This window comes from Sphingomonas sp. P3_C6 (genome assembly GCF_056402595.1).
Genome location: NZ_JBFUHB010000003.1, coordinates 151,812 through 171,278, shown reverse-complemented (window position 1 = coordinate 171,278; position 19,467 = coordinate 151,812). Strand labels below are relative to the sequence as shown.

At 66.1% G+C, this 19,467-nt stretch carries 17 protein-coding genes; 11 read left to right on the top strand and 6 right to left on the bottom strand.

From position 1 onward, the window contains the following. Window positions 1–15 precede the first annotated feature (15 nt). The 4 genes from AC1DT7_RS05735 to AC1DT7_RS05720 form a co-directional block, all read right to left on the bottom strand. Window positions 16–2,469 carry a TonB-dependent receptor gene (locus AC1DT7_RS05735; RefSeq protein ID WP_478034844.1) on the bottom strand — a complete coding sequence of 818 codons (2,454 nt, stop codon included), beginning with the start codon at window positions 2,467–2,469 and terminating at the stop codon, window positions 16–18. Beyond that, window positions 2,453–3,406 carry a FecR family protein gene (locus AC1DT7_RS05730; protein ID WP_478034843.1) on the bottom strand — a complete coding sequence of 318 codons (954 nt, stop codon included), beginning with the start codon at window positions 3,404–3,406 and terminating at the stop codon, window positions 2,453–2,455. The genes AC1DT7_RS05735 and AC1DT7_RS05730 overlap by 17 nt, the downstream gene beginning before the upstream one ends. 33 nt (window positions 3,407–3,439) lie before the next feature. Continuing rightward, entirely contained in the window at window positions 3,440–3,952 is a 513-nt protein-coding gene (locus tag AC1DT7_RS05725) for an RNA polymerase sigma factor (protein WP_478034984.1), read from the bottom strand. Window positions 3,953–4,041: 89 nt separating this feature from the next. Next, window positions 4,042–4,728 carry a M23 family metallopeptidase gene (locus AC1DT7_RS05720; protein ID WP_478034842.1) on the bottom strand — a complete coding sequence of 229 codons (687 nt, stop codon included), beginning with the start codon at window positions 4,726–4,728 and terminating at the stop codon, window positions 4,042–4,044. Window positions 4,729–4,868: 140 nt separating this feature from the next. On the opposite strand from AC1DT7_RS05720, the gene AC1DT7_RS05715 reads away from it, so the two are divergent. From AC1DT7_RS05715 to AC1DT7_RS05670, 10 genes are all read left to right on the top strand, one after another. Continuing rightward, window positions 4,869–5,678 (top strand): aldolase/citrate lyase family protein, encoded by an 810-nt coding sequence (locus AC1DT7_RS05715; protein WP_478034841.1) that lies wholly within the window; start codon window positions 4,869–4,871, stop codon window positions 5,676–5,678. Window positions 5,679–5,684: 6 nt separating this feature from the next. Next, window positions 5,685–6,512 carry an inositol monophosphatase family protein gene (locus AC1DT7_RS05710; RefSeq protein WP_478034840.1) on the top strand — a complete coding sequence of 276 codons (828 nt, stop codon included), beginning with the start codon at window positions 5,685–5,687 and terminating at the stop codon, window positions 6,510–6,512. Continuing rightward, entirely contained in the window at window positions 6,509–8,389 is a 1,881-nt protein-coding gene (locus AC1DT7_RS05705; protein ID WP_478034839.1) for an SLBB domain-containing protein, read from the top strand. Before AC1DT7_RS05710 ends, AC1DT7_RS05705 begins: the two co-directional genes overlap by 4 nt. 2 nt (window positions 8,390–8,391) lie before the next feature. Next, the gene (locus AC1DT7_RS05700; RefSeq protein WP_478034983.1) at window positions 8,392–9,501 is read left to right on the top strand and encodes a capsule biosynthesis protein; all 1,110 of its coding nucleotides are present in this window, start codon (window positions 8,392–8,394) and stop codon (window positions 9,499–9,501) included. Further along, on the top strand, window positions 9,498–10,481 hold the full coding sequence (locus AC1DT7_RS05695) for a glycosyltransferase family 2 protein (protein WP_478034838.1): 984 nt from the start codon (window positions 9,498–9,500) through the stop codon (window positions 10,479–10,481). The genes AC1DT7_RS05700 and AC1DT7_RS05695 overlap by 4 nt, the downstream gene beginning before the upstream one ends. Beyond that, on the top strand, window positions 10,472–11,776 hold the full coding sequence (locus tag AC1DT7_RS05690) for a hypothetical protein (protein WP_478034837.1): 1,305 nt from the start codon (window positions 10,472–10,474) through the stop codon (window positions 11,774–11,776). The genes AC1DT7_RS05695 and AC1DT7_RS05690 overlap by 10 nt, the downstream gene beginning before the upstream one ends. Next, window positions 11,773–12,786 carry an NAD-dependent epimerase/dehydratase family protein gene (locus AC1DT7_RS05685; protein WP_478034835.1) on the top strand — a complete coding sequence of 338 codons (1,014 nt, stop codon included), beginning with the start codon at window positions 11,773–11,775 and terminating at the stop codon, window positions 12,784–12,786. The genes AC1DT7_RS05690 and AC1DT7_RS05685 overlap by 4 nt, the downstream gene beginning before the upstream one ends. Then, entirely contained in the window at window positions 12,783–14,603 is a 1,821-nt protein-coding gene (locus AC1DT7_RS05680) for a thiamine pyrophosphate-binding protein (RefSeq protein WP_478034834.1), read from the top strand. Before AC1DT7_RS05685 ends, AC1DT7_RS05680 begins: the two co-directional genes overlap by 4 nt. Then, window positions 14,600–15,016, top strand: coding sequence for a GtrA family protein (locus tag AC1DT7_RS05675; RefSeq protein ID WP_478034833.1), 417 nt, complete (start codon window positions 14,600–14,602; stop codon window positions 15,014–15,016). Before AC1DT7_RS05680 ends, AC1DT7_RS05675 begins: the two co-directional genes overlap by 4 nt. A 235-nt stretch (window positions 15,017–15,251) precedes the next feature. Next, complete coding sequence (locus tag AC1DT7_RS05670; protein WP_478034832.1) at window positions 15,252–15,650, top strand: hypothetical protein; 399 nt, start codon at window positions 15,252–15,254, stop codon at window positions 15,648–15,650. Window positions 15,651–15,935: 285 nt separating this feature from the next. Here the strand turns inward: AC1DT7_RS05670 and AC1DT7_RS05665 are convergent, their stop codons facing one another. Beyond that, a complete protein-coding gene (locus AC1DT7_RS05665; RefSeq protein ID WP_478034831.1) occupies window positions 15,936–18,092 on the bottom strand; it encodes a metallophosphoesterase in 2,157 nt (718 codons plus the stop codon). Between the two features lie 103 nt (window positions 18,093–18,195). On the opposite strand from AC1DT7_RS05665, the gene acpS reads away from it, so the two are divergent. After that, window positions 18,196–18,588 (top strand): holo-ACP synthase, encoded by a 393-nt coding sequence (acpS, locus tag AC1DT7_RS05660; protein WP_478034982.1) that lies wholly within the window; start codon window positions 18,196–18,198, stop codon window positions 18,586–18,588. Here the strand turns inward: acpS and AC1DT7_RS05655 are convergent. Then, window positions 18,570–19,457: a MazG nucleotide pyrophosphohydrolase domain-containing protein gene (locus AC1DT7_RS05655; protein WP_478034830.1), complete on the bottom strand. Its 888-nt coding sequence runs from the start codon at window positions 19,455–19,457 to the stop codon at window positions 18,570–18,572. The genes acpS and AC1DT7_RS05655 overlap by 19 nt on opposite strands. Window positions 19,458–19,467 lie beyond the last annotated feature (10 nt).

Genomic DNA, 19,467 nt, shown 5'->3' with positions numbered 1-19,467 from the left:
CCCCGCGCCCGTCCGTTAAAAGCTCACGTCGAAGCCGAGCCTGATGCTGCGCGGCTGAAGCGGGGTGATCTGGTTGCGGTCTCGCACCAGGAAGGGCGAGCCGAGCGCGAAGCGGTTGCCGCGTGAATCGAGCAGGTTGGTCAGCGAGAGCGTGACGGCGCGTTTCCGGGTGCCGATCCTGAAGTCGAGCCCGGTATCGAGATAGTCGCCCTGTAGCTGCCCGAGAATCTCGCCGATCCCGAGCGTGGACTTGCCGACATAGCGGCCATAGCCGTTCACCTCGACATCGAGCGTGTCCGACAGCGGCGCGGTATAGGCGAAGCCGAGCCGGCCGGTGGCATCGGCGACATTGGGAAGGCGGTCGAAATTCGTCCGGGCGAGGTCGGCGGGCAAGGTGGTGGTCCCGCCGACGATCGCGAAGCTGGTCAGGTCGCGCGTCGTCACCTTGCTGTCGTTGAGATAGATCGACGCGTCGAACGACAGGCCGTGAAGCGGCTGCCAGCGTGACGACAGCCCGACCGACAGGACACGCCCGTCCCCCACATTGGCCGTGGTGGGGAAGCCGAATCCGTCGATCAGGTCGGCCTGGATGTCGCTCCAGCGCGACCAGGAGGCATTGACCGACAGGCTGAAATTACGGCCGCTATAGCGCGCGCCGCCTTCGGTGGTGGCGACCCGATCGCCCTTGAAACGCTGGACGAAATCCTGCCGCACCGCGATCCCGCCCGGGCGGAAGCCCTGCTGGTAGCGGGCGAACAGGATCAGCCGGTCGGTCGCGCGCCAGGCGAGCGCGGCGGATGGGAGGAAGCGGGTCTCGGACCGTCCGCTGTCCGCACCCGGATCGATCCTGAAGGCCACGGCGCGGAGGGCATCCTCTGAATCACCCGTCAGGCGGGAATGGGTGAGGCGCCCGCCGAAGGTCAGCGTCAGCCGGTCGACCGGCTCGAACGATGTTTCGCCGTAAAGCGTCTGTTCGTCCACCTGGTTACGCACGCCGGTCAGGACCGCGGTCAGCGGCCCGACACCCATCAGGCGGTTCACCCGCGCTTCGTTGTGGAGCACGCTGAGACCGATCACCCAACCGGTGCCGTCCGGGCCGCGGCGGGCGAGCCGGGTCTCGCCGGTGATCATCGAGATCCGGTCGGTCTGGACATAGGCGGCCGCGGCGGCGCTCGCGTCCGGCTTCACCACCGGGTCGAGCGGATCGGTGAGCGCCGCGCCCTCGAACTGCTCGAAGACATATTGCTGGGCATAGCCGAGCGAGGACGTCAGCTCGAGCGGACCCCATTGCTTGCGCACCACCAGGTCGCCGAGCCAGTAATCATTGCGGTAAGGCTGGGCGACGCTGCTCGACCGGGTGAGGCCGTCGCCGCCCCGTTCGGCATATTGGCTGTCGGCGCCGTTGATGCGCTGGCCGACGCCGCTGAGGTCGACCGTCCAGTCGTCACCGGGGACGAAACGCAGGGCGGCACGGCCGCCGACGGTGCGGACTTCGTTGATGTCCTTCAACCCGCGCCCGGTATCGTCGATATAGCCGCCGTCGACCGACCCGAAGGCGAGCGCGCGGAAAGCGAGCCGGTCATCGACGATCGGTATGTTGTAGATGAGGCCGCCATCCACGCCGGGCTGACCGTGCTGCACCGCCTGGGCACCGCCCCAGACGGTACCGCCGGTGGTGGTCAGGTCGGGCGCGCGCGGCACGACGCGGACGACGCCGCCGAGCGAGCCCGCGCCGTAGAGAGTCCCCTGCGGCCCTTCCAGCACCTCGATGCTGCCGATGTCGTAGAGCCTCAGGCTCGGGTCCGGCGCGCTGTAGGTGATGCGGCTGTTGCCCCAATATTGGCCGACGGTCGCCTGGGTCGGGCCGACAAAGCTCGAATCGGCGATGCCGCGGATGAACAGCTTGTTGCGGCCGGGGCCGAGATGGGTCGAGACAACGCTGGCGACGCGCGTGCTGATCGCATCCGTGCCGCGCGCACCATCGGCCTTGGACACATCGTCGCCATCGATGATCTGCACGCCGCCGGGATAGACGTTGAGCGGCACGCCGCGCTTGGTGCCCGTCACCACGATCTCGGGGGTGGCAAGCTCGTCGGGCGGCGGCGGTTGGTGCGGGGCGGCGCGCGGCACGTTGCGGGCCGGCGGGGGCGGCAGCGGGATATGCTCGATGAGATAGGTGCCGGGCGCGACCCGCCGCGCCGCCAGGCGGGTGCCGAGCAGCATGCGTTCCAGCGCCTGGGCCGCATTGAAGGTGCCGCGCACCGGCCTGACGCGAAGCGCCGCCAGACGGGAATCGTGGAAACCGATGCTGGTGCCGCTCTGGCGGCTGAGCAGCCTGATCGCGCGGTCGAGCCGGTCGGCGGGCACGTCCACCTCAGCGGCCTGTTCCTGGGCGCGGGCAGGCGCGCCGATCAGCAGGGCTGCGGCGATCAGGGGGAAAGAGAGTGCGGTGTTAGCGCCGCCGAACATTGGCAGGAGTCATCGTCCAGCTATCGCCCTGCTCGGCGAAGGTCACGCCGAGCAGCGGCCCTGCCCGCGCCAGCACCTCGCGGGGCGGCCCGCGCAGGACGAGCGTGCCGGTGAACCGCATGCGTGCTGCCCCGTTTGCGACCCGAATCGAGCGTCCGGTATTGCGGGAGAGATCGCGCGCGACCTGGTCGAGCGTTGCGTCGTCATATTGCAGCTGGCCCGACTGCCAGCTGCCGATTCCGTCAGGGCTCGCCTTGCGCAGCGCCGGTGTCGCATTGCGATCGGTGCGGGACAGGGCGTCGCCCTGGTTGAGGCGAATCTTCTGGGGACCTGCCTCATAATCGACCGCGCCTTCGGCCACCGCCACGTCGATCGCGCCGCCGTCGCGCACCACGTTGAACACCGTGCCGATATCGACCAGCCGGGTGCCGTCGGCGACCACGACGAAGGGGTCGCCCGCATCATGCTTCACGTCGAACAGCGCCTCGCCCTTCGCCAGCGTGATCACGCGCGGCGTATCCGGATCGTAGCTGACCCGCGTATCGCCGTTCAGCATGACGCGCGACCCGTCGGCAAGGTCGATCGTCCGATGCTCGCCCATGGCCGTCGCCACATCGCGCACCGGGGCATCGCGCAACAGCACAGCGGCGCCGACCACAGCGACCAGCGCCGCCGCGACCGCGCCGCCGGCGGCAAACCAGCGCCCGCGCGGGGGGGAGTGCGCGGGCGCTGTCCACGCCGCAACAGGGGGGTGCGCGGCGAAGAGATCGGCCGCCCAGGACGCATCGTCCAGGGCAGCCTCATAAGCGGGCAGGTGGCGGGGATCGCTTTCGAGCCATTCGGTCAGCCCGTCCCAATCGGCGAACGACGCGTCCTGGGCACGGATGGCCCAGAGCCGCGCTGCTTCTCCAATGATATCGGACTCATCTGCCATCATGCCACCTCACCTGACATGACGTAGGCGCTTGCGCTATTCCGCATCGAACCGCGCTTTCAGCTCGGAAAGGGCACGATACGCCTTTTGCAGATCCTTCTCGACCGAGCTCAGGCTGACGCCGAGCTCCCGCGCAATCGCCGCCTGGCCCATGCCGTCGAGACGATAGAGGCGGAACACGCGATCGACGCGCGGGCCCAGCCCGGCGAGCATCGCCTCGGCCTGGCGCACCCGCTCGCGTGCGATCAGCACGCGTTCGCCCAGCGGCGCATCCTCGGGCGTGGGACCGGCCTGATGCCAGTCCATCTGGCGGCGTTCCCGGCTGACCGTCGAGCGGCGGCGGTCGCGCATCAGATTCTCGGCGGCGCGGAACAGATAGGCGACCGGATCGGCGACCGGCTGGCCGGGCGCGACGGCCACGCGCTGCCACAGATCGTGCAGCACATCCTCCGCCTCGTCGCCGGCACCGCGCGCGGCGAGGAAACGGAGCAACCGCGCCCGCTCGTTCAGGATGACGCGCTGCAGGCCGTCGATCGACTCACCTTCCATGGCGGGACGCAAACCATGTGCCGACCGACTTGCCAAGCCCGGTCGCGGCGCGGCGGGCGCACCCTGCCGCGACGACTTCTGCATCAGCATCAGCGACCCGCTCCAACCACCGACTCCGTTTCCGCGCGAGCGCGGGCAAAAGCAGAGATATGGGGTTCCCCCTGCGGCGGCGAAACCCGCGACGACATCCGCCCGCTCGCCGGCTCCCCGGTGAGCCACGCAAGAGGGCCGGTTGCCTGGCCATTCACCCGTACCTCGAAATGCAGATGACTGCCGGTCGAACGGCCGGTCGACCCCATCATGGCGATCTCCTGGCCGCGCTCGACCCGCGCACCGGACGCGACCAGGAAGCGCGACAGATGCGCATAGCGGGTGACGAGCCCGCCGCCATGGTCGATCTCGATCATGTTGCCGTAACCGCCCGCCCTGCCGGCATAATGGACGGTGCCCCCGGCCGCCGCCATGACGGGAGACCGGAGCGGCCCCGGTATGTCGATGCCGCTATGCATCGCCCGCGTGCCGAGGACGGGATCGAGCCGCCAGCCAAAGCCCGAGGAGAGATGCGGCAGATCCCTGCGCGCCGGCGCCTGCGGTGCAGCGACCGGCAGGTCCGGCGCCGGAACTGCGGACCAGTCCATCATACGCTGGCGGAACGCCGCGCCCTCCCCGCCCGGAAGCCTGTCGGCGCTATCGGCCGCGACCGGCCCGTAACTGCCCAAAAGCCATAACGCACCAGTCAGGGCACCGGTCAGCGGAAGGACGAGAAAGGACGGCATTATGTCTGAAGGACGGAGGCGTCCGGCCGGTCCCGTAAGCCGGATTCAAATATTTTTTCGCGGGCGGATCGCCGTGCGGGATCAGCCGGACAGCTCCGTCCTACCGATCACCAACAACGCTAACACTCAGGAGGCGAAGGGTGAATCCCACGGAACGCCGCATGCTCGACATGCTCAAGAAAGGCCGCGACCGCTTCGGCGTCGTTGCGGTGAAGGCGGAATTCGAAGCCGAGGGCACGCGCCCCGACGAGCTGCTTCGCCTGCTCGAACTCGCCTATCGCGCCGACCTGAAGGTCGCGCTGAAGATCGGCGGCTGCGAGGCGGTGTCCGATCTGTATGCGGCGAAGCTGTACGGCGCGAACTACATCATCGCGCCGATGGTCGAGACGCCCTACGCGCTGTCGAAGTTCGTCGAGGCGAAGACCAAGGCCTATGGCGGGGACACCGACACCGAGTTCCTGTTCAACCTGGAAACCGAAACGACGCTGCAGAACCTCGAAGAGATGCTGCCGATCGCCAAGGAATCGCTCGACGGCATCGTGTTCGGCCGGGTCGACTTCACCCTCTCGCGCGGCCTGCCGCGCGGCGCGATCAACGATCGCGGCATCACCGATGCGGTGCTGACCGTCGCCCGCGCCTGTGCCCATCATGGCCTGGAACTGGTCGTCGGCGGGTCGGTCGCGGTCGAGTCCGGGCCGGCATTGCGCGAGATGCGCCGCGTCCGCCTCGACCGGTTCGAGACGCGCAAGGTGATCTTCGACGGCAGCGCCGCGGACATGCCCGGCTTCGAGGCGGCGATCAGCAATGCGGTCGCGTTCGAGCTCGCCTGGCTCGAGAACAAGCGCGATTATTACCGCTCCATCGCCGACGAGGATCTGGCGCGCATCCGGATGATCCAGGATCGCATGGCCGCCAATACGCGCGGACGGCTGGCCAGCGTCGCTGCCTGATCCGGCATGTCGCTGAAGAACGAAGTCACGGCCCTGATGCGAGGTGTCGCCGCAACGGCGGTGATGCGTCGTTTCCGCATGCTCGCGGCGCATGAGATCGCGGAGAAAAGCCCGGGCGAGGTCGTCACCATCGTCGATCGCGAGGCGGAGCAGTTGCTTCACGACGGCCTCGAAGCGCTCGGCATCCCCGCCGGCATCGTCGGCGAGGAAGCCGCGGCGCAGCAACCCGAGCTTCTCGACGGCATCGGCGACGGGCTGGTCTGGCTGATCGACCCGCTCGACGGCACCGCCAATTTCGCGGCCGGCCGTTCGCCCTTCGGCATGATGGTGGCGCTGATCGAGGACGGCGTGCCGCTTGCCGGCTGGATCCTCGATCCGGTCGGCGGGCGGCTGTGCCATGCCGAGCGCGGCGCGGGCGCGACCTGTGACGGCATTGCCGTGCGCACCCGGCCGACGGGCAATGCCAGGCCGGTCGCGGCGCTGGGCACGCACTTCATGACGCCCGAGCGTGCGGCGCATGTCCATGCCCTGGCCGACGGGATGTTCGAGCGGGTGCCGGTGCCGCGCTGCGCGGCCGAAAGCTATCCGCGCCTCGTGCTCGGCCAGGACGACCTGACCCTGTTCCAGCGCAGCCTGCCCTGGGACCATGCGGCGGGCGCCCTGTTCCTGACCGAGGCAGGCGGCTTCGTCACCGACTGGGCCGGCAAGCCCTACCGGGTCGGCACGGGCAGCGGAATCCTCGCCGCCGCCGACGAACGGCTCTGGTCGATCGGCGCCGGGCTGCTGCTCGGCCCGGCGGCCGGCCTGACCGAAAGAGAAGATTGCACCGCATGAAGACTCCCTGGAAGCAGCTGCTGCTCGGCTGCGCGCTCGCCCTCCCGCTCGCGCTACCGGTTGCCCCGGCCACCGCCCAGCTTTCGCCGCCGGTATCGACGGGCGGGCAACAGGGCGACACGGACGCGATCTCGCGCGGCGCCGCCGCCGCGCAGGTCGCCGTGCCGCAGACAGAGGTCCGCGCGTTCCAGCCGACCGTGATCGAGAACCGGCCTGCCGCCCCCCAGGCCGGGAGCGCCGACGATGCCGTGACGAAGAAGCAGGCGGCGTCCATTGCCGCCAACGAGTTCGAGACCTTCGTGTCGGGCGCGGCGGGCAAGCCGCTGCGCCGCTTCGGCGCCGAGCTGCTGGTGCCCGCCGCGCGCGACTTCACCGCGCCGCCGACCACCACCGTGCCACCGGATTATCATCTCAATCCGGGCGACGAGCTGCTGCTCGGCCTGACCGGATCGGTGCAGGCGGCCGATTTGCGGCTGACCATCGACCAGGAGGGCAGGATCTTCGTGCCGCGCGTCGGCGCGATCGCGGTCGGCGGGGTCCGCTATGGCGATGTGCGCGACGTGATCGCCCGCCAGGTCTCGCGCCAGTATCGCGGGTTCGACCTTCAGGTGTCAGTCGGGCGACTGCACGGCATCACCGTCTATGTCACCGGCTTTGCCGCGACGCCCGGCTCCTACACGGTCAGCAGCCTGTCGACCCTGGTCAACGCAGTGCTGGCAGCGGGCGGCCCGTCCTCGGGCGGCAGCTTCCGCTCGATCCAGCTTCGCCGCGACGGCAAGCTGATCTCGGATTTCGACCTCTACGACCTGCTGCTCAAGGGCGACAAGACCGGTGACGCGGCGCTGCAGAATGGCGACGTCATCTATGTCGCCCCGGCCGGCGAGCAGGTCGCGGTGATCGGTAGCGTCAATCGCGAGGCCATTTTCGAAATCGCGCCGAACGAGACGCTGAACGATGCGGTCCTCTATGCCGGCGGCGTCAACACCGTCGCCGACGACACGCGACTGCTGGTGCTGGACTCGCTCGGCAAGTCGGACGCCGGCTGGCAGCAGGTCACCGCCGCCGAGGCACGGACACGCAAGGCGCGGCGCGGCGATATCGTCCGCATCCTCTCCGATGTCGGCATCGCGCGCCCGCTCGACCAGCAATCGGTGCTGGTGACGATCAGCGGCGAAGTGACCCGGCCCGGCCGCTATTATTTCCGCCCCGGCACGAAGCTCGAGGATGTGGTGGCGCAAGCGGGCGGCCTCACCGCCCAGGCATTCCCCTATGCGAGCGTGATCACCCGCGAGAGCGTCAAGGCGCAGCAGAAGCTCAGCTTCGACCGCGCCATCAAGGACATGGAATTCCAGCTGACCGCCCAGCCGGTGGTGTCGGCCAATCGCGCCCAGCTTGCCCAGCCGGGCAATCTCGCGCTGGTCCATTCGATCGTCGAGCAGCTCCGCACGCGCGAGCCGAGCGGCCGGCTGGTGTTCGACCTGCCGGTCACGGCGGCGTCGCTGCCCGACGACGTGATCGTCGAGAACAACGACACCGTCTATGTCCCGCCGCGCCCGGTGACGGTCGGCGTGTTCGGCGCGGTGCCGAGCCCGGCCTCCTTCGCGTACCGCGACGGCAAGTCGATCGGCGACTTCATCCGCTCGGCCGGCGGCGTTCAGTCGCTCGGCGACAAGAGCGAGATCTTCGTGGTGCGCGCAAACGGCACCGTGCTGTCGAACGGCAGGAAGGTGCTGAAGGCGCCGGCCCTGCCGGGCGACCTCGTCTATGTGCCGATCGACGCCAATCGCGGCGAGTTCTGGGCGCGACTGCGCGACATCACCGGCAGCCTGTTCGGAGGGCTGGTCGGCGCAGCGACGATCAAGGGACTGGCAGATTGACGATGATCACGCGCGTGACCGATGCGGTGCGCGAACCGCGCTCGCGCCGGCTGGCCTATTGCGTGCTGGCGCTGGTGCTGGCGGTGCTCTGCGTCCTGCCGCGCCCTTATGTCGCACGGGCGAAGATGGTGCCGCAGGACAGCAACAGCGTCGGCCTCGGGTCGATGATGAACGCACTCGGCGGGCAGCTCCAGGGTTTCGCCGCGCTGCTCGGCGGCGCCAAGCAGCCGATCGACATGTATCTGGCGATCTCGCGCGGCACCGAAGTGACCGACGACGTCGTCCGCCGGCTGAAGCTGGTCGGCCCCGGCGGCTATGCCAGCGCTGACGCGGCGCGGCTCGCGCTGGCCCGCAAGGTCGATGTGCACTCGCTGACCGGCGGCATCGTCGAGGTCGAGGTGCGCATGCACGACGCGGCAAAGGCGCAGGCGCTGACCGCGGCCTATGTGCAGGCGATCAGCGACCGGATCATCGCGCTCGGCCGCGACCGGGTCCGCCGCAAGCGCGCGGTGGTGCAGGACCGCTTCAAGGAAGCCGCCACCCGCGTGACGACGGCCGAGGCGGCGCTCAACGGCTTCCGCCGGCGCAACAACCTGGCCGAGCCCGAGGCGCAGCTCGGCTCGGCCCTGTCGCTCCGCGCCGGGCTGGAGGCGCAGCTCCAGGCCAAGCTGGTAGAGCTCGAGACGCTCCAGCGTTTCCAGGGGCCGGACAATCCGCAGCTCCAGTCGGTTCAGTCCGAGGTCGGCTCGATCCGCGCCCAGCTCGCGCGCACGGCGGAGGCGAAGGTCGGCGTCACCGGACCCAATGTCGCCGGCCTGTCGCAGGTATCGGGCGAATATCTCAACCTGTATCGCGACTATCGTTTCGCCCAGGCGCTGTACGAGGTCTATGCCCGGTCGTCCGAGGAAGTGGCGGTCGAGACGCTCGCCTCCGAGACCGCGTCCGACGTGCAGGTGATCGAGGCGCCGCGCCTCGACGCGGATCGCAAATACAACATCTCGGCAGTGGCGCTGCTCATCCTCACGATCCTGGCGGCCCTGTTCACCGAGATCTATGCGCCGGCGACCGGCATCGACCTTGGCCTGAAGCGCCGTGAGGACGGCGCGCGATGACGGGCACCGATATGGCGATCGAGCTGTCGATCGTCATTCCCTGCTACAATGAGGAAGAGAATGTCCGGGCGATCTGCGCCGCCGTGACGGCGGAGGCGGAACGCCATGTGCGGTCGCACGAGATCATCCTGATCGACAATGATTCCACCGATACGACGCGCGCCCTGATGCGCGCGCTGTGCGCCGAAGATCACCGCATCCGCGCCATCTTCAACAATCGCAATTACGGCCAGATGCGCTCCCCCACCTATGCCATCTACCAGGCCGAGGGTGCGGCGGTGATCGGCATGTGCGCCGATTTCCAGGATCCGCCGGCGATGATCGGCGCGTTCGTCGAGCAATGGCGCGCGGGCGCCCAGGTCGTGCTGGCGCAGCGCCGGTCAGAGCGGACGGCGCCGCTGCTGACGCTCACGCGCAAGCTCGGATACGCCCTGCTGAGCCGCTATGGCGACTATCCGGTGATCCCGGGCGCGACGGGCTTCGGCCTTTATGCGCGCGAGGTGGTCGACACGCTTGCTGCGTGGAACGAGCCCGAGCCTTTCTTTCGCGGCATGCTGGTCGAGAGCGGTTTCCGTATGGCGATCCTGCCGTTCGACCGCCCGGAACGCGCGGCGGGCGAGACCAAGAACAGTGTCGCCGCGCTCTATTCCTTCGCGCTGTCCGGCCTTGCCGGATCGGCCAAGTCGCTGCTGCGGATGCCGATCCCGATCGCCCTGCTCGCCGCCGCCGCAGTCGTGCCGCTTACGCTGGGAACGGTTGCGGCGGCCGTCATGGGCGGCAGCGCCTGGCCGATGTTCGGCCTGACCATCGCCACGGCGATGTTCGCTATCGTCCTGCTCTTCCTCGGGCTGATCGGCGAACAGATCCGCATGCTCGCCGAGCGGGGCCGCAACGTGCCGCTGGTGATCGAGGAGGAGCGGATCAACTTCCCCGCCGACCGCGCGCGGCCGGCCGCACGGACGCTGGTCCGATGGCCGTGAGCATACGCGGCCGGCTCTTCCTGCTGCCCGAAATCCTGCTGGCGCTTGCCGTGGTGGCGAGCGTCGCCTGGACGGCGGTGCAGTTCCGCGAGACCGGTTTTCTGCCCCAGCCGTTCGTGTTCGACACCAACGACACCTTCATGGACTGGTTCAACACGGCCTATTGGGCGAACAATCCGGGTGCCTTCTCGGTGTGGCGGACGGTCTATCCGCCGCTGTCCTTCGTGTTTCTCGACCTGTTCAGCATGCCGGGCTGCTATCTCCAGTCGCCCTTCTACGCACGCGACTGCGACGGGTTCGCCCGCACGACGATCCTCGGCTTCTATCTGCTCGACGTGGTGCTGGTCTGGTGGAGCTTCCACCGCACCGACCAGCGCACCGCGCCGATGCGCGCCATCGCCTTCGGGCTCGGCCTACCGTTGCTCTTCACGCTCGAGCGCGGCAATCTGATCCTCGTCGCCCTGCCCTTCTTCATCGTCGCGCATGGGCCGATCGTCAGGTCGGGCGCATGGCGGGCACTGGCCGCCGCGGCAACGATCAACTTCAAGCCCTATCTGCTGCTGCCGGTGCTGGCCAAGGCAGTGAAACGCGACTGGCGCGGGCTCGAACTGGCGGGGCTCGCCACGATCGGCCTGTATCTGGTGACCCTCGCGCTGATCGGCAGCGGCACGCCGATGGAGATCGCAGCGAACACCGCCAACTGGGTGACCTTCCAGGGCGGGCAGGTCTGGAACGAGATCCATTATTCGACCAGCTATGCGCCGCTGCTCCAGGTACGCCACGCGCAGATCCCGGTGCTCGACTTCGTGCCGTCGCGCACGGTCGAGACGATCGAGATGGTGGTGCCCGCCCTGATCCACGCCAGCCAGGGGGTGGCGGTGCTGGCGCTGGCCGCCGCCTGGTTGCAGCCCCGCGCGCTGCCGCCGCACCGCATCGCGACGATCCTGCTCGGTGCGTTCCTCGTCACCCAGTCGCCCGGCGGCTATACCCAGACTTTCCTGCTGTTCCTCGTCCTGCTCGAACCATGGCGAGGCGCCGGTCAGATCACCGCGATCGTCTGCGCCTATCTGCTGTGCCTCGTCGCCGACTGGCCGCTGTCAACCGTGCTCGACCTGTCGCTCGAAAGCTGGCTCGGCGGGCGTCCGGTCAGCCCGAGCTTCGGCCTTGCCATCGGGCATTTCGTCAGGCCGGGGCTGGTCGCGCTGATCCTCTGGGCGCTCGCGCTCGACAGCGTGGCGCGGGTGGTGCGGGCCCATTCGGCCCATCGCCCCTCGCTCGGGCTGATGCCGGCATGATCCTGGAGCAGGATCTCGACGCGGTACAGGCCGCCCTCGCCCCGCTCTGGTGGCGGCTGTCCGGTGCGCGCGTGTTCATGACCGGCGGCACCGGATTCATCGGCCGCTGGATGCTCGAGGCGCTGGCCCGCGCCGACATCGATATCGAGGTGACGGTGCTGAGCCGCGATCCTGGCGCCTTCGCCGCCAGGGTGCCGCACCTCGCCCGGCGTTTCCAGGTGATTGCGGGCGACGTCACCGTCTTCGCCCCGCCCGGCGGCAGCTTCACCCATGTGATCCACGCAGCGACCGACGCAAGCGCCGCACTCAATGCCACCGACCCGCGCCGCATGTTCGACACGATCGTCACCGGCACCCGCCATGCCCTGGACTTCGCGGTCGAGCGCGGGGCGGAGCGTTTCTTCTTCCTCAGCTCGGGCGCCGTCTATGGCGCTCAGCCCTGGGACGTCACGCATGTGGGCGAGGACTGGATGGGCGGCCCGGACCAGCGCGATCCGCGATCGGCTTACGGCGAGGGCAAGCGCGCGGCCGAGATGCTCTGCGCCATTTACGGCACGCAGTTCGGATTGGACGTGGTCAATGCGCGCATCTTCGCGCTGCTCGGGCCACTCCTGTCGCTCGACATCCACTTCGCGGCGGGCAATTTCATCCGCGACGCGACGGCCGGCCGGACGATCCGGGTCGACGGAGCCGGGTCGGCAGTGCGATCCTATCTCTACGCTGCCGACCTCACCATCTGGCTCTGGACGCTGCTGATCTCCGGCAAGCGCGGTGCCGTTTTCAACATGGGGTCGGAGGAGGCAGTCTCGATCGCCGATCTCGCGCGGCGTACCGCGACCCTGCTCGGCGCGCCCGGCGTCGATATCCTCGGCCGGCCCGATCCCGGCTGGAACCCCGGCCGCTACGTGCCGTCGACCGCCGCGATCCGCGGCGCGCTCGGCCTCTCCCCAATGATCGGCCTCGACGAGGCGATCCGGCGCACCGCGCTTTCGAACGGATGGACACCATGACCCTGATGAAACTCTCCGACTGGGTGGCCGAACGGCTAGTCCGCCACGGCATCGAGCATGTCTTCATGCTCACCGGCGGCGGCGCGATGCACCTGAACCATTCGCTCGGCACCAATCCGGCCCTCGCCACGACCTTCACGCATCACGAGCAGGCGCTGTCGATGGCGGCCGAGGCCTATTACCGGCTGACCAACAAGCTGGCGGTGGTGAACGTGACCTCCGGCCCGGGCGGCACCAACGCCATCACCGGCGTGTACGGCGCCTATGTGGATTCGATCGGCATGCTTGTCCTGTCGGGCCAGGTGAAGCGCGAGACGACGGTGCGCTCGACCGGCCTGCCCTTACGCCAATATGGCGACCAGGAGCTCGACATCGAGGAGCTGATCCGCCCGATCACCAAATACGCCACGATGGTCAACGACCCCCAGACCATCCGCTATCACCTGGAAAAGGCGCTTCACCTCGCCACCAGCGGACGGCCCGGGCCGGTGTGGCTCGACATCCCGCTCGACGTGCAGGCGTCGAAGATCGATCCCGACACGCTGCCGGGCTTCGATCCGGCCGAGCTCGAAGAGCCCTGGGCCGACACCGACCATTTCGCCATCGCCGGCACGATCCTCGACCTGATCCGCGGTGCCGAGCGGCCGGTGGTGTTCGCCGGCGGCGGCGTGCGCCTGTCGGGCGCCTATGACGATTTCCTGACGCTGATCGACAAGCTCGGCGTGCCCGTCGTCACCGGCTGGAACGCGCATGACGTGCTGTGGAACGATCACCCGCTCTATGCCGGCCGCCCCGGCACGGTGGGCGACCGCGCCGGCAATATGGTGACGCAAAGCGCCGATTTGCTGCTGGTGCTCGGCAGCCGGCTCAACATCCGTCAGGTCAGTTACAACTGGCAGAGCTTCGCGCGCGAGGCGTTCAAGATCTGGGTCGACGTGGACCCGGTCGAGCTGCGCAAGCCCAATGTCGTGCCCGACATGCCGGTCGTGGCCGACCTTGCCGACCTGATCCCCGCCCTGCTCGACCAGCCCTATGACGGCCCCAATGCCGATCATCTGGAATGGACGACGTGGGCGCGCGAGCGGGTGCGCCGCTTCCCGGTCGTGCTGCCCGAATATCATGACCATGGGCCGCTGATGCATCCCTATGTCGCGATGGACGCGCTGTTCAAACAGCTTGGCGAGGACGATCTGGTCGTCACCGGCAATGGCAGCGCCTGTGTGGTCAGCTTCCAGGCGGCGGAGATCAAGCGCGGCCAGCGGCTCTGGACCAATTCCGGCTGCGCGACGATGGGTTATGAGCTGCCCGCCGCCATCGGCGTCTGCGCGGCGACCGGCGGCAAAAAGCGCGTGATCGCCATCGCCGGCGACGGCAGCATCATGATGAACCTGCAGGAGCTTCAGACCATCGCCGGATACGGCCTGCCGGTGAAGGTCTTCCTGATCAACAACAGCGGTTATGTCTCGATCTTCCAGACCCACCGCAATTTCTTCAACGGTGTCGAGGTTGGCGGCGGCCCGAAGAGCAACGTGACCTTCCCCGATTTCGGCAAGGTCGCGGGCGCGTTCGGCTTCGCCTATTTCCGGGCGGATACGCACAATGCGCTGCCCGGCGCCATCGCCGCCGCGCTCGCCACCGAGGGCCCGGTGCTGTGCGAATTGTTCGTCGACGAGCATGTCTCCTTCGCGCCCAAGCTCGGCGCCAAGGCGCATCCCGACGGGCGGATCACCTCGCCGGCGCTGGAGGATCTGTCGCCCTTCCTGCCGCGCGAGGTGCTGCGCGAGAATATGCGCATCCCGCTCTGGGAGGACTCGTGACAGCGGGCGTTGCCGGCCGCGCGCGGCGCCCGCTGCGCTTTCTGGTGGCGGGCGCGGCGAACACCGCGTTCGGCCTCGGCATCTATCCGCTGCTGCTGTGGAGTTCGGACACGCTCCAGCGCCATTATCTGCTGGCGCTCGGCATCGCCCAGGCGGTGAGCCTGTGCTTCGCCTTCACCACCTACAAGCTCGGCGTGTTCAGGACGCGCGGCAATCTGCTGCGCGAGTTCGCCACCTTCTCCAGTTTCTACCTGTTCAACTATGCCGCCAACTGGGCCGCGCTGCCGCTGCTGGTCGAGCTTGCGGGCCTGCCGCCGGTGATCGCGCAGCTTGGCTTTACCGCCGTGCTGATTATGGGCAGCTGGTTCTGGCACAATCACGTCACTTTTCGCGCTGGTGCCCGGACGGATTGAGTGGCGGCCGGGTGCGGTATTTTCTCCAACAGCGCCGCTGTTTTCGCGGATGTTTTTTCTTTCCCTGTTATGTTGGATTTCCAGGACGGATTCCGGTCGTTCGATCAAAGACTTAGGGCAGGCTTTCCCTGTTATGCGATAACAGAGGAAAAACCGCGCTGTTCGGGCATGGTTTTTCCCTGAAAGGCGCAGGAAAACCTCCAACATTCCGGTCACGATGAGAAGGAGCCGGAGGATGCGAAAATCACTCCTCCGGCGCCATGATGGGGCAGGTGCCGGCGGTGTTGAATCGACGGAATCTTCCCGCCTCCACCCTCCGCCAATTTTTCCCGACTTCGCTCGAAACGGACGGGTGTGGCGCGTTGCCTTCCTGTTGGCAGCTATTCGGGCACGGGCACGCGGTGCAAAAACTGAGATTGCGGCGCTCGAAGGCGAGACGCTTGGAGCAAAGCTCAAGCGCAAGCGTGTCCAACCGGGCTTGAGGCCGATCGACGTGGCGCGAGAAATGGCCGTTGACCAACACAGCCTAATCAACCGGGCGCAAGGTTCGAAGACGCCGATGGTGAGCCAATATCCGGCCATCATCGCGGTTCCTGGCAATGAGCCGTGGCCAGACCCAAGACGCTCGCTGTGAAGCTGCGCAGCGAATGGCGTCGGGAGGGGTTCTCAATAGCGCAATCTACCTACTCGGTTGGTGTGGATGAGGGTAAGTTCTCGCGGTGGGAAGCGGGGAAGCGCGTACCAGGCGCTTCGCAACAATCGCGGACCAAGGCATTCATTCGAAATGGATGGCAATGTACGTCGCGGTTTGGGCCGCTTGCTACAGGCAACTTTCGGATGGCGGCAACGAAATCTGTCTTTCATCCAGGCGGATAGGCTTACGCGACAGTCGCTCTGAATTGAACATGTGTTCGATTCACTATCGGATCATTCCAAGTAGCTTGGAACTGATATTGCGCACCGTTTTGAGATAGCTCGCGGCACCCCAGCGCTCAAAGTCCTCGTACAACTGTGGGGTGGCGGAATAGGCGCGGTTCGCCGTGATCAGGCCATTGAGCGCGTTGAGGAGCTCGGCTGCATCGCCTGAAGCATCGCTGGCCTTGAGATAGGAAGCGAGAGCCTGAAGGCCTTCTATCGCGATCGGGACGCCGTCAGGATTGAAACGCTCCGTAGCCTCTTTCAGGTCATCGAGGGTCTGAAACCATTCGCGCAAAACCCGACTCCGTAGTGGCAGATCACCGCCAGCACCGAGCAGGGAGTTGGCCAACACGTAAAGTCGCTCAGGGTACTGGTCGAGCCAGCGATCGATTACCGGCATCGCGACCTGCGTGGGCGATTTGCCACTAGACCTCGCCTCGGCGGTAATTGTGGTGATCCGACCGCAAGCCATCCGAGTGCCTCGTGTGACTGCTAACTGCAGAGCGCGCAGTTCGGCCACGTTGATCGGCCACCATCGCGCAAACTCTTGCGCCCGGTAGTAACCTACAATGTCGATAACGGCGCTAGCACCGGTTCCGCGCTTCCGAAATTGCACTAGGCAGAATGACGCGAAAGCTTCCTTATCACTCCCGCTCGGCTCGAAATCCTTCGCTGGATCGATGAGCGTGGCGACAGCACGACTGCTCCCTTTGCCTGCCATCATCTTGCGGACGCGGTCGATTTGATCGATCCGGCCAGCAAATCGACGCAATCTATTCCCATGAATGAAGGGGATACGCTCATCGAGTTGAGAACGATCCAGTTGCCACCAACTGACAAGTTCATCGAGCCAGGTTTGTCGCTCTTCCTCTGTCATTGTCTCGGGCAGCGGATACGTAAGGGGCAGCGTGATTGCTTCCTGAGTGTCAAGATCGAGATGCGTCACCAGCGTTCCGCGCTTCGCCTCATCAAGCGCAAGCGCGCACGCGCGGTGGTATACGGTCTCAAAATCGGTTCCCTGTATCACCACCGGCCCGTCGGACAGATGGCCGAGGGACCACAGGCGAAACTCTTGAGAGGCGCCAATCTTCAATTCCGTGCCGCCGCGCGGAACCGCAACAGGAGCGGTCGCCAATCTTGGCGCGAAAGGCATCTCGTCGAGAGTGATCAAACGGGCCGCATCGCTGTCACGTTTTTCATCGAAAGTGGCCCCCGAGAGCACCAGGGTTCTGTGTGGTTCTCCACCCTCGTCGCCGTAGATATGATCGAAGCTGGCGGAGTGTTCGTGCTTGTGCCCGTGCAGCACCACATCGATCGCCCGTTCGCGCAGCGTCTGTCTCAGCAAAGCAAGATTGGTGAAGTCGGCGAAGGCCTTGACCTCCTCGCGAAGACTGGGGGCTCGGAGATGATGATGCAACGCCGCTATGCGGATCTGGTGACCTGTGGCGCTGGATGGCGTACCGTTGACGATACGACGAAGCTCTTCGAGCTGCGCTTCGGACACCCGCGCCATGTCGAATTGCGCAAGATCGTCGAACTGTTTGCGCAGCGCCGCCGCCTTTTCGGCATCGCGCTTCGCCAGAAGAGTATGAGCTTGGTCCCATATATCCTTGAGCGGGGAGGCAAGGATAGAATTTACATGGGACCAGTTGGCACTATTGATCGGATAGATCGCCCAGCGAGCGTCGGGATCAACAAGACGATGAATTTCCGGCGTTGCAGTTTTGGGCAGGTCGATGCCGTCTAGCCAAGGCGTAATGCAACCCGCATCTCGCCATATCTTGACGAACGCCTCGTAGCGTTTTTGCGATCCAGGTTGGGTTCCTTTTGGGACGTCATGATTACCGGGGGTCGCAACGATGTTCGAGGGAGTGATTCCGACGGTCTCAAAGTGTTTGAGCAAAAGTTCGAGAAGGGCTTTGTGACCGCTTTCGTCGCCTTTGAGCGTCGCGTCGCCGGTAAAAATGACGGCATCGAGCATATCGCCCTTGTCGCGCAGACGCTCGCTCAGGCGCTCGAATACCAAGTCGAGCGCGGCCTCGCGGGTCGCCTGCTCGATGTCGGGTATTTTTTCCTTAAAATCATCACGTTTCAGCGGAACGCCGGCTCCGGTGATATGGGTATCGGTGATGTGGAGGAAACGAACGGAATTGGTCATTTCGTGGCTATAGCCATTGGACGCTAGAAGCGACATCCTCACACCGTTTTTGCACTAAATTATCAGGACTAATTATGACCTGCGACCAGGGTGAATCGCTTTGATGATCGCGCACGGCATTGATCTGGTCGAAATTTCCTCGACGGCTCGCCTACTCGGCGATCCTACTGGTCAATTTCTGCAGCGATGCTTCACAGCCCAGGAGCAACTCAGCGCCGGCAATGGCGTTGATCGCGCCGCCCGGCTTTCTGGGCGCTTCGCGGTCAAGGAAGCCGTGATGAAAGCGCTCGGTACAGGCTTTGCGGAAGGGCTGGGATTTCTCGACATCGAAACCGTGACGCTGGCGTCAGGGGCGCCTAGCATTGTTTTGCATCGCGAAGCATTACGTCGCGCGGAATTAGTCGGAATCGACTCATGGCTCGTCAGCACCAGTCATGAAGGTGACATGGCGATCGCCAGCGTGATCGGTCTCGCGGATCAGGGCGTGCCGAGGTAGCTGATCGCGCGCGCGTCAAGATCGACCGAAATCTCACCGCCATTATTGGCGAGAACTTGGCGCCAGACAGCAAAGCCTTCTAGGATCGCGCGTTCCCAATCGGCTGCGCTGGCCTCGCCCACCTCTAGGTGCGAGGTCATGCTCTGGATCGTCCGTAACAGCCGATAGTCGACCTCACTGATGCCCGCGAGGAAGCTGTGCGCTCGCGCATAGTCGAACACCAAAGCGGACACGCCCTCTTCGATGATGCGGGCGCGGCCGCCGTCCTCCACCTCATCGAGGAGCGGCCTGCTCTTGCGCTTGCGCTTAAGGAAAGCCCGAAGGTTCGGCGACCAGCCCAAGATCGCTGCATAGGCAAGATGGAATACATCGTGGAAGCGATAGCCATCTGGATCATAGGCATTGTCGCCTAGCAGCGATCCGATTCCTTCACCGTTGATCGTCATCCGAACCTTCGGTCGCGTGCCGGAACCGGGTTCTTCCGTCAGTCGGACGATCATCTGCCGGGGCAGCCGTTCTAGATCTGGGAATTCGGAATCGTGCTGGGGCGCTTGCGGACTCAAGGGCGCGAAACGCGCGCGCACCTTCTCGAGATTCTTCTCCGCGATCTGATCGAGATCGAGCCCGAATTTGCTCGCTACGTTCGCGATGTACCAGAGAAGATCGCCGAGCTCTTCGCTGACCCGCTCCTTGAACAAGCGGTGTGCGGCACCGTCTCTCAGATGTTTCTTATACTCACTAAGAAGCTGCCCGGTCTCTCCAGCTAGCCCAAGCATCGGCACGATCAGGGCAACGGTGGAATCGCCGTCGCCCTTAATCGGCACCTGATCAGTAAGCAGTGCTTGTGCCTGGTATGCCTTGAGGTCCATCGATATGCTC